At 46.5% G+C, this 14,237-nt stretch carries 11 protein-coding genes; 7 read left to right on the forward strand and 4 right to left on the reverse strand.

Annotated features, from left to right (window positions below; genetic code table 11):
* Positions 1-29 precede the first annotated feature (29 nt).
* Both Q1V85_RS03485 and Q1V85_RS03490 read right to left on the reverse strand, forming a co-directional pair.
* Complete coding sequence (locus Q1V85_RS03485) at positions 30-1,538, reverse strand: hypothetical protein (protein WP_300597479.1); 1,509 nt, start codon at positions 1,536-1,538, stop codon at positions 30-32.
* A 643-nt stretch (positions 1,539-2,181) separates the two neighbouring features.
* Positions 2,182-2,859, reverse strand: a complete 678-nt coding sequence (locus tag Q1V85_RS03490) for a metal-dependent hydrolase (protein ID WP_300597481.1) — start codon at positions 2,857-2,859, stop codon at positions 2,182-2,184.
* A 215-nt stretch (positions 2,860-3,074) separates the two neighbouring features.
* Here Q1V85_RS03490 and Q1V85_RS03495 point away from each other — a divergent pair, with 215 nt between their 5' ends.
* Positions 3,075-3,449: a hypothetical protein gene (locus Q1V85_RS03495; protein ID WP_300597483.1), complete on the forward strand. Its 375-nt coding sequence runs from the start codon at positions 3,075-3,077 to the stop codon at positions 3,447-3,449.
* Between the two features lie 305 nt (positions 3,450-3,754).
* On the opposite strand, the gene Q1V85_RS03500 is transcribed toward Q1V85_RS03495, so the two are convergent.
* Both Q1V85_RS03500 and Q1V85_RS03505 read right to left on the reverse strand, forming a co-directional pair.
* Complete coding sequence (locus Q1V85_RS03500; protein WP_300597485.1) at positions 3,755-4,951, reverse strand: hypothetical protein; 1,197 nt, start codon at positions 4,949-4,951, stop codon at positions 3,755-3,757.
* A gap of 435 nt (positions 4,952-5,386) precedes the next feature.
* Positions 5,387-7,153, reverse strand: coding sequence for a L,D-transpeptidase family protein (locus tag Q1V85_RS03505; RefSeq protein WP_300597487.1), 1,767 nt, complete (start codon positions 7,151-7,153; stop codon positions 5,387-5,389).
* 306 nt (positions 7,154-7,459) lie between these two features.
* Between Q1V85_RS03505 and atpD the strand changes: the two genes are divergently transcribed.
* From atpD to gldN, 6 genes are all read left to right on the forward strand, one after another.
* On the forward strand, positions 7,460-8,953 hold the full coding sequence (gene atpD, locus Q1V85_RS03510; protein ID WP_300597489.1) for a F0F1 ATP synthase subunit beta: 1,494 nt from the start codon (positions 7,460-7,462) through the stop codon (positions 8,951-8,953).
* Positions 8,954-9,054: 101 nt separating this feature from the next.
* On the forward strand, positions 9,055-9,309 hold the full coding sequence (gene atpC / locus Q1V85_RS03515) for an ATP synthase F1 subunit epsilon (RefSeq protein ID WP_300597491.1): 255 nt from the start codon (positions 9,055-9,057) through the stop codon (positions 9,307-9,309).
* Positions 9,310-9,663: 354 nt separating this feature from the next.
* Positions 9,664-10,899 carry an SUMF1/EgtB/PvdO family nonheme iron enzyme gene (locus Q1V85_RS03520; protein ID WP_300597493.1) on the forward strand — a complete coding sequence of 412 codons (1,236 nt, stop codon included), beginning with the start codon at positions 9,664-9,666 and terminating at the stop codon, positions 10,897-10,899.
* 46 nt (positions 10,900-10,945) lie between these two features.
* Positions 10,946-11,581 carry a hypothetical protein gene (locus Q1V85_RS03525; RefSeq protein WP_300597495.1) on the forward strand — a complete coding sequence of 212 codons (636 nt, stop codon included), beginning with the start codon at positions 10,946-10,948 and terminating at the stop codon, positions 11,579-11,581.
* A 46-nt stretch (positions 11,582-11,627) separates the two neighbouring features.
* Positions 11,628-13,142, forward strand: a complete 1,515-nt coding sequence (gene gldM / locus Q1V85_RS03530; protein ID WP_300597497.1) for a gliding motility protein GldM — start codon at positions 11,628-11,630, stop codon at positions 13,140-13,142.
* Positions 13,143-13,187: 45 nt separating this feature from the next.
* A complete protein-coding gene (gldN, locus tag Q1V85_RS03535) occupies positions 13,188-14,231 on the forward strand; it encodes a gliding motility protein GldN (protein ID WP_300597499.1) in 1,044 nt (347 codons plus the stop codon).
* The last annotated feature ends 6 nt before the right edge of the window (positions 14,232-14,237 follow it).

A 14,237-nucleotide genomic window follows, 5' to 3' on the forward strand; every position in this document is an offset into this window, starting at 1 on the left:
TTAGGTTTTAAAGACGCGGAAAGAACCGGTCAGCGATGAAGCGCCCGGGCCTTAAGCTGCGCCATATAAAGAGAAGCCGGTTCAAGACCCGTTTTGTTCTGACCCTCCCATTCGCCATCCGGACGTTGGGAGAGCCGGCCGGTTGCTTTTTGTCCCTGCAGCCCGATACAATAATTTTTGCCGGATACCCAGGGACTTTGTACCGTTGCTTTTTTGGCGGTACAGTTCCACAGGATCTGGTTTACACCGGCCCAGCCATGGCCGCTGCCCCAGTTACCGCGGTCCTGGATATTGATTTCACCGTCGGTAGTGATATTGTCGTATAATGTGCCCATCGCCCACCGGTGGTGCGGTCCAATATCTGCATGCGTACGGGATGCGGTACAGTTGTAAAAAACATTAGGACCACATACCCGGGCACCGGTTACGTAATCATGACGGCCATCCTTGGCCGTACAGTTCATAAAGAGGTTCATCTGTCCGCTGTTATTAAAGGAGTAACGGCGTCCCCCGGTGATAACCGACTTATGATCGGTGCATATACAATTAAGCACAGAAATATTCCGGGCCAGGGAGCCAAGGTTTACGCAGGAATAGGCAAAGTATTTGGCGCTCACATTGCGAACCCATCCGTTTTCAATCCGGTTCATTGCCACGGCATCCCAGGAATGGTTCTCTGCTGTATCGGAAGTATATGCTGATGCACAGGAGAGATTTTCCACGCCCACATTGGAGACCCTGCCGGGGAAACTATAGGTATAAACTTCTGTTGTATTATACCGGGCTTCAATTGCCATCACCACGGGATTGTCGATAAAGAGCGTGTTGCCTTCAATGCGGGTGATGGTGCGCTGAAATTTGAAATCATACTCTTTCGCCTGCCATTGCTTAGTGCCCGAACGCCCTTCGATCTGGTTCATTTTCAGATCTTCGATCCATTGGTCTTTGGCCATCCAATGAAGGATCACCGGGTCTCCCGGTTTAAAGGCACTGGCAGATTTTACAGGAATGGCCATACTGCCCACCGGTATATAATCGGCCGCAACGGAAGTACGGGTGCCCTTTATTTCTTTGGGTTCTCCGGAGCCGGATACATTGATCAATGCACGCTTTTCTGTGCCTTCCGCAATCAGGAGGGTTTGGCTGCCTTCACCACGTAACACAATGCCACTGGCATTGATCCGGATATCGTTTTTTATGGGATAATTGCCTTTTTTTAACAGGATGGCTCCGCGGAAACCGTCCTTACCCGGCGTCTTTTTTGCCAGGGCATCGAGCGCATTCTGAATGGTATTTTCGGCATCCGGGCCCGGACTGATGGTTTGTACAACCGGCACCTCCGGAATGGGAACGTTCCCGGTGCGGTAGCCCACTTTGCTGAAATCCGGGAAAATGGTTCCTTTTTCATCCGGCTTATACGTGAGCGTGCCGTTGCTGTTCTGTACCACAAAGGAGGATTGCCAGTTCTTAACTGCTTTAAAAGAAAGCGTTATAAAACAAATGGCCAGTAAACAAAAAGAAGCGGCTCTTACCTGCATATAAAAACGTATTTTATTAAGGAATAAAATTGATAAAAAAAAAGACACCAGAAGAACGCAGGTTAAAATAACTGAGTACTTGGGTAAAAGGTGGGAGTGCTCAGTGATTAGCAATCAGCCTTCAGCAATCAGTTTTCAGCTATCAGTGGTCAGCTATCAGTTGATGACGTACGGGATTGGTGATTTGACATCTGCACCAGGTATGAAACAAAATCTAACCTGGAACAGCTTTCGGCGTTCAGCTCTCAGAAGCCGTAAACATGAATCATTTTGTATGTTTGAAAAATTCCAGGGTCTCCCTTGTCTATATGTCCCCAAAAAGGCAAGGGCATGTTTCAGTGGTAAACAGATCATCAAGCGCAGAACGGATCAAACGTAAAACTGAAACGGTTTTCAGCTATCAGTAGTCAGCTATCAGTTGATGACGTACGGTTTGGAGATTTGACATCTGCACCAGGTATGAAACAAAATCTAACCTGGAACAGCTTTCAGCGTTCAGCTCTCAGAACCCGTAAACATGAATCATTTTGTATGTTTGAAAAATTCCAGGGTCTCCCTTGTCTATATGTCCCCCAAAAATGGCACCAGGCAATAGTGAAGGAACCTTCGAACCTTAAGCCTGAAACGGTTTTTAAATGATAACCTACAGGCTATAAGAACGGCCTATTTCCGGCAATAATATTTTTTTGCCGGCTGCTGCAAAAAGCTCCTGTGTTTTTTGATGATCGATCTTTATATAACCAAAGGTATCAAAATGCACCCCGATGATATTGTTGCACTGAATAAAATCACTGGCTTTTATGGCATCGCGGGCGTTCATGGTAAAGTTGCCGCCAATGGGTAAAATGGCCGTTTCAATTTTTGCATAATGCGGTACCAGTTGCATATCCAGCATCAGGCTGGTGTCGCCGCTATAATAAAAATTATATTGGGGAGATGCAAAAATAAATCCACCGGCCGCGCCTGCATAACTGCCATCGGGAAAGCTGCTGGAGTGCTGTGCCTGCATATAGGTGAGGGTGCCGAAATCAAAATCATAGCTTCCGAAATTCATGGGGTGTACATTGGATAGCCCTTGTTGCTGCAGCCAGCTGATGATCTCAAAATTGCTGATCACCAATGCTCCGGTTCGTTTGGCAATGGGGATCAGGTCTGCCGTATGATCTCCATGTCCGTGACTAACCAGGATATAATCGGCTTCAATGGTTTCGATATGGATATTTTTTGCCAGTTCATTACCCGTAATAAAGGGGTCGAAGAGGAATTTTTTTCCATTGATCTCAATCAGGAAACAGGATTGGCCATAGAAGGTAAATTTCATGATGATAATTTTTAGCAAAACTAACCATATCTGCACGGGAAGCAAAATCTGGTGGAACTCAATAAAATGGGATCGATGCAGCAACCTCCCCGGTTATTTATACGCTCCTTTTTTAATGTAAAAAATGTTAAAACAAAATCACAGACCCATAGTTTGGCATTGTGCTTGTCTATATACAGGTATTATTTTTTTAATCTAAACAAAAACCAAATTCTATGAAATCAATGTTTCAGTTTTTAAGCCTTGGGCTTATTGCCATGACCGTTGTTTTTGCGTCGTGCAGCAAAAGTGATAATCCGGCTGATAATAACCTGTTCGTAGGTAAGTATTCCGGAAGTGTAAGTTACACCGGTTCTAAAACCGTATCGAATAATTCCGGATCCGTTGAAGTGGTTAAAGTTGGTGACCGGTATGATTTTCATTTTTCGGATGGTATCCCTACCATTTCTAATGTTCAGATGGATAAAGGCGATCAGGGTTATATAGGCACCGTAAACGGGTATTCAGGAGCATTGACGATTAATGCCAATAAGCTCCATATCTCCTTAACAAAGGGTAGCGAATTTTGGGGAGCAGATTGTAACCGGTAGGCGGACAGCACCTTTAAATGGGTTTTTGCACGTCCATCATTATATATAACCGGGGGGTTGTAGTTAAAAAAAACTGCAAATTCCCGGTTATACTTTGAAATGGCTAAAATTGTTTCAGTTTAAAATTTCACGTTTCATGCTTGATGATCTACTGAAAACTGATGACTGATAGCTGTTCCAGGTTAGATCCGTTTCATACCCGAAGGAGATGTCAAATCTTCAAACCGCACGTCATCAACTGATTGCTGAAAACTGATTGCTGACCACTGAAAACTGATGACTGACCACTGATAGCTGCTCACACATCACCCCAATACCGGGTGCATCTTAAATTCCTTCTCCCGGTCGAAATTATAACGATAGGTGATCAGCCTCCGGCTTTTGTAAGTGCCAAGGGCTTCCGCTACATTGATCATTTTTGGATTGAATTCGCCGATCCACTGCATTTCACACAGGTCATAAATAGGCGTGCCGATCTCGTATACTCCGTTTTTAATGGTCAGCCCTTGTATCAGTTTACAGCCTTCAACGATCATATAGGCATCGGCACCTTTTCCCTGGAATTCGGGAATAACACCAAATACCAGGCCTACAAATTTGTTGCAGGGTTTTGTTTTTTTATACCAGAGAAACTTTAGTTTATCCAGTAGTCCGAATTTGCCGTTCAGCAATTTAAACCACTGGTTCAGGTCGGGGAGATTAAGCCAGATGCCGATGGGCTCTTTTTTATAATAGATCAGCCAGCAGATGCGCTCATCCAGTACGGCCTTCATGCTCTGGAACATTTTGCGGGCTACTTTCTCTTCCATTTGTTTAAGCCCCCCATGACCGGCCCAGGCTTTGTTATAAACAGTAGTAAAGTCCCGGGCATATTTATCAAGGTTGTTCTTTTTGATATTGTCTGAAGAGTAATCCGGATCTGCAGCCAGCATTGCATGCCGCTGATAAAATTTTTCCTGCACCCGGTCTTTTACACGCAGGGTAAAACAGGCCTGGTAGAAAAAGGGTTTGAATCCATAGGTTTCAAACAGCTCCTTATAATAGGGCTGGTTATAATTCATACAATACAGCGGCGGCTCAAAACCTTCCGACAGCAAACCCCACCATTTGTCGCGTTCTCCAAAATTGATGGGCCCGTCCATGGCCGTCATACCGCGTTCCTCCAGCCATTTCTTTGCCGTATCCAGCAACCGGTTGGCTGCCTCCTGGTTATGGATACAATCAAAAAAGCCCACACCACCCACCGGCCCATCATCGCCCTTGGTCTTATACTTTTTATTTACAAATGCAGCGATGCGGCCAATAAGGTTCCCCTGGTCATCTTTTAAGATCCAGCGGATGGCTTCGCCAAAACGGAAGGCTTTGTTTTGTGCTGGGTTAAATACCTCTTCCACATCCTTATCCAGCGGCCGTACATAATTGGGGTCGTTTTTATTGATCTGTACATTCACCACCAGGAATGCTTTTGCCTGTGCGGCTGTTGTTACTTCTTCCAGTATCATCCGGCAAAATTATCGTTTCATGAACAATTTGAAAATTTGAAAATGTGGAAATGTGGGAATGTGGGAATGTGGAAATATGAAAATGTGAAAATGGTTGATAGTTAATAGACACTCGATCTGTAAGTATGAAACCGGGAGCCAACCTTAAACCTGGGACGGGTTTCAGTCTTTAGCGATCAGGGGTCAGTTTTCAGCAATCAGTTATCAGTTGATGGCGTTCAGTTTGATGATTTGACATCTGCACCGGGTAAGAAACGGATCTGACCTGGAACGGGTTTCAGTTTTCAGTCTTCAGCGATCAGTCTTCAGTGATCAGTGATCAGCTTTCAGTTGATATGGCCGGGGATGCGGTTCCTGCATCAAACGAAATCCCCGTCTTCCAGGTCTTCCTTTTCCCTGAAACCCGACGTGAAACGTTGAACTTTAAACCTGGAACTAGATCTTCACCCGCTTTAAACTGTCTTGTTTTAATTGCGCCTTCCGTTCCAGCTCTTTTTGCCGTACCGAATCTTTGATGTGCTGTATACTATCCCTTACCGCCTTCTGACGGCTCCAGGTGGTACCTACGCTGTTCAGGAACATCTTTTTGGCAATAATGGCATCATGACCGTAAATATCCTCGCGGAAATTGAGCCGGTCGTTATCGTCTACCCAGGCCGTAAAATAAGTGATGAGCACCGGTATTGGCCGTTTTACGCGCACAAATTTCTCCTTGCCGCTGTTCATGGCCGAATCGATCTTTTGTGTGCTCCATTTGGCGGTATCACTAAGTACATACTCCGCAAATTTTGCAGGCTCTTTCAGGCGGATACATCCATGACTGAAGCTGCGTTTGTCCCTGTTGAATAAACTTTTTGCGGGGGAGTCGTGAAAATAAATATCGTAGCTGTTGGGAAACAGGAATTTTACCAGGCCCAGTGAATTCCAGGGGCCGGGCTTCTGGCGCACCTGGCCGTTTACGATCTCCATATGATTGCGCTCCAGGTAGGCTTCACTGGGGCGGCCGCCCATTTCTTTTTTCACAATACTGGTAGGTACATTCCAGTAGGGGCTGAATACCACGGTTTTCAACAAGCCCGTAAACACGGTGGTATTATTACTTTCTTTTCCTACCACCACATCCATATCCCAGGCCGGGTGCCCGTTTTCATACACATGCATTTTATACTCCGGAATATTTACCATAATGGCCCGGCCGGAGTCGCGGGTTTCAATGGGGATCCAGCGCATCCGCTCCATATTGATCAGGATCTGCTGAATGCGCTCATCCACCGATACGTTCAGGTCTTTCAAAAAGGTTTTTCCTGCTTTTCCATCCGGTTTGTAACCATATACTTCTTTTATGGCATTTACAGCTTCGGACAGGGTCGTGTCATATACATTGGTAAAAGTGCTGTCTTCCCCTTCAAGGAATCCTTCGGTTTTCAACCGCTTTTTTAATGTGAGCACGGCACCATCCTTATAACCTGTTTTCATTTCCTCTACCTTACTGTTTACACGCGGCCAGCCGCCGGCATCCTTTATGGCTTTGTACTGCTGCAGTTTTTTCCGCAGGGCGGTGTACTGGGGGTTGCGGGGAGCAAAGGCTTCCGAAAACTGGCCTTTTGCCGAAATCACCGAGTCGAGCATGGCCTCCAGGGTCAGTTTTTTCTTTGGAATATACCATTCCAGGGTCTTCATGTCGAAATTTGGATCATAGGCGTTTGCATGATCCGCGTAGAGGTAAAAATATTTGGTAAGCGATAGCTCCAGGTGCTGGAAAGCAGAGTCGTTTTTGACGGTTACCGATTCACGGGAGGTGATCAGTGCCTCCATCTTCGAGCTAAAGGCTTTATTATAAACAGATGAATCCTTCGAGTAATTGAGATAGTTTTTCAGCAGGTTCCAGAAGGAAATGGTATGTTCGGGGATCCCTTCCGGAGAAAACCAGGCATACTGATAATTACGGCTGTTGTAAAAACTTTTAATCCGGTTCACCAGGGTATCACTCAGGGTGTCGGCCGCAAAGAACTGGTTTACAAGGCTGCTGTCGATAAACAACTGGTTAAAGGCGTTGCTGGTATCAATGGTAATATCTACCTTGGTTACCGGCTTTTCCACGCGGATGACCTTTTCCCGTTCTTTTTTTTCAACATCTTTACACGAAATAATGCCCAGCAACATTAAAAATGTCAGGGGAAGCACCAATTTTCTGATAGTCATCGGATTAATCAATTATTGTTAAAAGCGGTAGTAATTTACAAAACTTATCGAATGTTTGTTGCGGGTAACGGAATTGAAGGGTAAAAGAAGTGCCTCGAAACCGTCAAAAGGCTCCTTCCGCGGGCAATGTTTTTCATCATTCTCAATAAGTTTAATGTGTTTATGTTCCGCAAAAATACGCGCTGAGTATCGATAAAAACGTTTTTTCCACAGGTTATTAATAATTCTTTGCGTCCGCGTTATTTATTTTAGGGATAAACCTTACTTTTGCAGCCTCAAATAAAACCTTATATTTCAATATTGAATATGGCAAACGCAGGTAAAGTAAAACAGGTGATCGGCGCGGTAATCGACGTTCAGTTTGATGGTACGCTTCCCGAAATTTATAACGCATTGGAACTCACGAAAGAAAATGGTGATACCCTGGTGTTAGAGGTGCAACAGCACCTGGGAGAAGACAGCGTGCGTACCATTGCTATGGACGGTACAGAAGGACTTGTTCGGGGTACCGAAGTGCGCGATACCGGTAGAGCAATTACCATGCCTACAGGTGAAGCGATCAAAGGACGTCTGTTTAATGTAACCGGTGACGCAATTGATGGTCTGCCTGCTGTTTCAAAAGCAAATGGCCGCCCCATCCACGCTATGCCGCCGGCCTTCGAGAACCTGAGCACGGCAACGGAAGTGTTGTTTACCGGTATTAAGGTAATCGACCTGATCGAGCCATACGCAAAAGGAGGTAAAATTGGTTTATTTGGAGGTGCAGGAGTAGGTAAAACCGTATTGATCCAGGAATTGATCAACAACATCGCAAAAGGACACGGTGGTTTATCCGTGTTTGCAGGGGTGGGAGAGCGTACCCGTGAAGGAAATGACCTGATGCGTGAAATGATCGAAGCCGGCATTATGAAATATGGTGAGGCGTTTAAACACAGCATGGAAGAAGGTGGCTGGGACCTGAGCAAGGTAAACCAGGAAGAGCTGGCCGAATCCAAAGCTACATTCGTATTTGGTCAGATGAACGAACCTCCGGGTGCACGGGCACGTGTGGCGCTGAGCGGTTTAACCATTGCCGAATATTTCCGGGATGGAGATGGCGAAGGAAAAGGAAAGGATATCCTGTTCTTCGTGGATAATATCTTCCGTTTCACACAGGCCGGATCTGAGGTATCGGCGTTGCTGGGCCGTATGCCCTCGGCGGTGGGATACCAGCCAACACTGGCTACAGAAATGGGATTGATGCAGGAGCGGATCACTTCTACAAAAAGCGGTTCTATTACCTCCGTACAGGCGGTTTATGTACCTGCGGATGACCTTACGGATCCGGCGCCGGCAACAACCTTTGCCCACCTGGATGCTACCACCGTATTAAGCCGTAAAATTGCCGATTTGGGTATTTACCCGGCAGTGGATCCCCTGGATTCTACTTCCCGTATCCTGATGCCGCAGGTGGTAGGTGATGCACACTACGAGTGCGCCAACCGCGTAAAACGGATCTTACAGCGTTATAAAGAATTACAGGACATCATCGCCATCCTGGGTATGGATGAGCTGAGTGATGAAGATAAAATGACCGTGTCCCGTGCACGTAAAGTACAGCGTTTCCTTTCGCAGCCCTTCCACGTGGCAGAAGCCTTTACCGGTTTGAAAGGAGTACTGGTACCCATCGACGAAACCATCCGCGGATTTAACATGATCATGGACGGTGAAGTAGATGAGTATCCTGAGGCGGCTTTCAACCTTGTTGGTAATATTGATGACGCCATCGAGAAAGGAAAGAAATTACTGGCACAGGCTTAATAAAATGTGGGAATTTGTAAATATGAAAATGTGGAAATAAGCCGCATGATCACATAGACATTATCACATTCCTCACATTCACACATTATCACATTTGTAACATGCAATTAGAAATATTAACTCCCGAAAAAAAGGTCTACAGCGGTGATGTTTACGGTGTGCAAATGCCCGGAATCTCCGGCTCATTTGAAATCCTGGACAAACATGCGCCAATGATTGCCGCCTTACAGGAAGGCAAACTGAAGATCTTAAAGGACCGCAATAACAGCTCCAGCTATTTTCAGATCCAGAGCGGATTTGTAGAGGTGCTGAACAATAAGGTAACGGTGCTTATAGAAGGAGCCCGGTCTTTGTAAAAAAACAGAAGTCTTTTATACAGCCCGTTCTTTGGAGCGGGCTTTTTTGTGCAATATTGTGATTATCCGGAGCGAATAACGTATGAATGTGGCCGGTGCTCTTTTTATGCGCTTCCAGGTCCGGAATGCTCCGTATCCATCATTTTTTCCCGGACTGCCGCTGCCCGGATCTGATAAATACACGAAAAACAGCTACTTTTTTTTCACCTGTTTATGTACCCCAAACAGGGTATGATTTTGATTGCCATCGCGTTCCGGTGAAAAAACTTTCCTGTTTTTTGTAAAAGAGGGTTAATTTGCCCGTATTCTGGCAGACATTTTGCGAATCAAAAGTTTTTAAACCTAAATCTTCCCATGAGGAATCATCTTCTTTTTTTCATTGTTGCCTCCTTCCTGTGTTTTCACTCATATGCTCAGAAAAGTGTTAGTTTAAGAAAAGTTGTAGGGAAAAAGTCCGAAATTGGCTCCACGCTGCCTATGTCGGTAGTAGAAATCCCAACCGGAACCTTTATCATGGGAAATCATGGCGATTCTACTTCGCCCACCAGCCAGGACCAGCAACGTCCTGTGTTGATCAGTGGCTTTTATATGTCGGCCACGGAGGTAACCAATGCGCAGTACCGTGAATTTGTGGAATGGGTGCGCGACTCCATTGCGGCAAAACGCCTGGGCGGACAGTATGTTTCTATCGTTGGCAACGACAGCGCTGTTAACTGGAAAATGGCTTCCCGCATCAATTATGCCGATCCGGCCATCCTTTCGCAACTGGGCGACCTGGTGCTGGACCCCTCCAAAACCATTAGTCAGAAACGCATGCTGGACCCGGATAAGCTGATTTATGCACTAGAAGGGTTTAACTACCAGGAGGCGGCAAAAAGGGAGAATAAAGGCCGGGATGCAAAGGATTTCGTATACCGCTATACCGTTCAGGTATACCCGGATACCCTCGCCTGGATGCGGGATTTCGGATATTCCAACAACGAGCAGATGGCCGTGAATTATTTCAGCAGTGCCAAATACCAGAATTACCCGGTTGTGGGGGTAAGCTGGAAACAGGCCAGTGCCTATTGCGACTGGATGACCAAGCATAAGATCCTGGCACAGCAATCGAAAAACAGGGGCAATGCGGGAGGAAAGGCAAGGCTTCCAACAGAGGCTGAATGGGAATATGCGGCCAGTTTAAATAATAAAGGCGCCGGAAAAAAGGAAAGTAGCACAAAGGATGCATCGAACGACGAAATCGGCAATAACACGAAGACCGCCATACCCGGGGAGGGAAAGATCTTTCCGGTATATGTAAGGGGCGCTAAAAAGGGTGATTTCGGGTTGTTTAACCTGGCGGATAATGTTTCCGAATGGACCACCACCTCCTATTATGAAGGCGGGGAGAACTTTCAGAACCGTTTTAACCCCGATATTCAATGGGGTACACCCGAATCGGAGTCGCGGGCGCAACGGCGGAAAGTGATCCGGGGCGGCAGCTGGAAAGATACGCCCACGTTCATGACTACGGAGAACCGTTCCTTTGAAGACCTGGATGCATCGCATTCCTACCTGGGATTCCGCATAGTGGTGAACCTCCCGGAATAATCAATTTGTATTTCATCAAACAATTTATCAATAAAATTTAGCGTGTATGGCTGTTGAAAAAGTTCGACCGATAGACAGATACCTGGAGATCTTTTATTCATTGGGTGCTGTTCCCGTATTGCTGGGAGTGTTGTTTAAGCTTACCGGAACTTCCCCGTTCGGAGATCCCAATGTCTGGCTGCAGATCGGGTTATATACCGAGGTGCTGGTATTCCTGAGCTTTGGTTTGATGTACCTGTTTAATCCCCCGCAAAAAGTAGATGAGATGGGGAATCCCACCGGTGCGGAAGACACCGTTGCTGTGAAAAAGATAATGGCGAAGGACAGTGCCCTGGTTTCTGTTGATGAAATGCTGAAGGCTGCCGATATTACGCCGGAGAACCTGGGACGGTTAAGTACCGGTTTCAAAAGCCTGGAGGCCAATATCAACCGGATCAGTCATGCATCCGAAAGCATCGTGGATACAGAAGAATACGCCCGGCAGATCAAGCAGGCCAGCGCTTCCATCAGCCAGATGAATATGTATTATAAAAAGCTGGCGGAAACTTCCGACGCATTGGTAAACAGCGCAGAGGATGCAAAGAGTACCCAGAAGGAGATCGCGGATCTTTCAAAAAATCTTGCCCGGCTGAACCAGATGTACAGTGGCATGATTGCCGCTATGCAAATGAAGAACGGATAATTCGTTCATCCCGTAATTTATCAAAATCACGTAAACGAATTCTATTATGGCCTTACCACGAGAGCCGAGGCAGAAGATGATCAACCTGATGTATTTGGTGCTGACAGCATTGCTGGCACTGAATGTATCATCGGAAGTATTGAACGCATTTAAGACGATCGATAAGAGTTTGACCAATGCCAATGAAACCATCGATAAGAAGAATAAGACCATTTTTGTTTCGCTGGAAGAAAAAGCAAATGATCCTAAAACCCAGGAGCTGGCGCATATATGGATGCCAAAGGCCGAAAAAGCCCGTCAGCTTTCAGATGACCTGGTAACCTATATTGAATCATTGAAGACGCAAATTAAAACGGCATCCGGGCTGAACGCAAAAACCGGGGCCTATAAGGAAAGCAACCTGGATGTGCCCACCCGGATCATGGTGTACAAAAAACAGGGAGACGACCTGTTGAAAAAACTCACCGGTTATAAAACGGCCATGCTGTCGATCGACCCCGAAATCAACAACGAATTTCAGCATGCGCTACCCCTGGATCTGAGCATGCCCGAAGTAAAGAACAGTAACAATAAAACCTGGTCGGCCGCCTATTTCAGAAGCACGCCTTCGGTGGCTGCCATTACCATTCTTTCTAAATTCCAGAACGACATTAAGAATGCCGAATCGCAGGTGATTGAATATTGCCACAATAAGATCGGCGCTGTAAAAGTGGTGTATGATGAGTTTCAGGCGCTGGCCATGGCCAATGCGCAATACCTGCTGCCGGGCCAGGAGTTTAACATCACCGCAGGGGTAGGTGCATTTAGTAAAAATGCCCGTCCAACCGTAACCATCGATGGTGCGGCGGTACCCCTGAACGCAAACGGTTTGGCGGAATATAAAACCGTTGCCGGAGGTCCGGGAACCTATACCAAAAAAGTAAACATCTCTTTTGTAAAACCAGATGGAACCACTTCTGTCATCACCCGCGATATCACTTATACCGTGGCCTCCCCAACCGGCTTAACAGTGAGTGCGGATGCGGTGAAAGTGCTATACGTGGGCCTGGATAACCCCGTTTCTGTAGGTGGCGGAAGCGGTACCAGTGCCGATCAGCTGCGGGTATCCATCAGCCAGGGCAGCATTTCCGGTTCGCGCGGAAAATACACAGCGCGGGTAACCACCCCCGGTACGGCCACCGTTTCTGTAAATGATGGTAAACACACCAGCAATTTTGAATTCCGGGTAAAATCGGTACCCTCACCTACGGCAATGGTAGGCGCCAGCAAGGGCGGCCGCATGCGGGTGAATGATTTTAAAGCGCAGGCGGGTGTAAGGGCCGAACTGGAGAATTTTGTATTTGAAGGCGTAAAGTTTACCGTGTCCAGTTATACCATGACCTTTGCCGGAGCAGGGTATTCAGAGTTCATGCATAAGGCGGTATCCGGTAACTCGTTTAATGCGGCCCGGTCGCTTATCGAACGGGCACAACCCGGAAGCACCATCACAATTGATGAAATAAAGGCAACAGGTCCCGGTGGCACAAGAACATTAGCGCCTATTGCGTTTAACTTATATTAATGGATTGTTTTCCGGGCCATCAACCCGGGAATAAAAAATATACTGATGAAATTGAATTTATTTATCGCCGCTTGTCTGACAACAGGGTTGCTTTCTGTTTCAGAATACAGCTTTGCTCAACGGAGTGCGTATGATACGCCCATTTCCTCCGATAAAAAGCCGGCGGCTCCCAAAGCCAACACGCCCAAGGGCGCCGTAAAACCCGGACAGCCGGATCCGGATAAATCTCCGGTAACGGATAGCATGCAGCCCAATCTTCCCATAGAAGTAGTAGAAGACGCACAGGGCGGCGGGTTATTTGGCGGGTCCTCCAAATCGCTTCGTAAGGATAATGTGCTGGAAGATGATATGTCGGACAGTACCGCTACACCGTTACCGTATACGGCCCTGTATGCATCGGATGCCCTTTACCGGGTACGGGTATGGCGTACCATTGATGCAAGAACCCAGAAGAACGCGCGGTATTTCTTTAATAAAGCAATCGATGGCGATGAAAATGCGCGGCTGATCAACATCATGCTAAAGGCGGTGAAGGATAATGGCGTGCAGGCATTCAGCAATATCGATGACCGGTTTACCACCCCCATCAGCTATGATGAGGTCATGGCTTCCTTTGGTGGCGGAAAAGATACGGCTGCAAAATATGATATGGATGGAAATATTGTAGGCTACCAGGTAAGAAGCCGGATGGTATCCGGTGATTCTATTTATAAGTTCAGGATCAAGGAAGAATGGGTGTTTAATAAAAGGGATGGTAAAACCTATATCCGTGTACTGGGTATTGCTCCGTTATCAGCATATACCACTTCCGATGGGTATACGATGGCCAACAGCGAGCATGCGCTCTTTTGGCTGTATTACCCCGATTTAAGAAAAACACTGGTAAGAAGCAGTATTGTAAACCCCCTGGATATGGGCGGCCGTATTACCTGGGAAGAAGTGTTTGAAAACCGGTTGTTCGATAGCAAGGTGACCAAATCTTCACTGGACGCAGAGAACGGATTTAATGAAAACCCGCTTACGGAGGCGCATGCGGTGGAAATTCAGCAACAGCTGAATAGCCTGAGCCGGCGTATGTGGAGCAAATAATAATAC

Source organism: Niabella sp., from assembly GCF_030150205.1.
GTDB lineage: Bacteria > Bacteroidota > Bacteroidia > Chitinophagales > Chitinophagaceae > Niabella.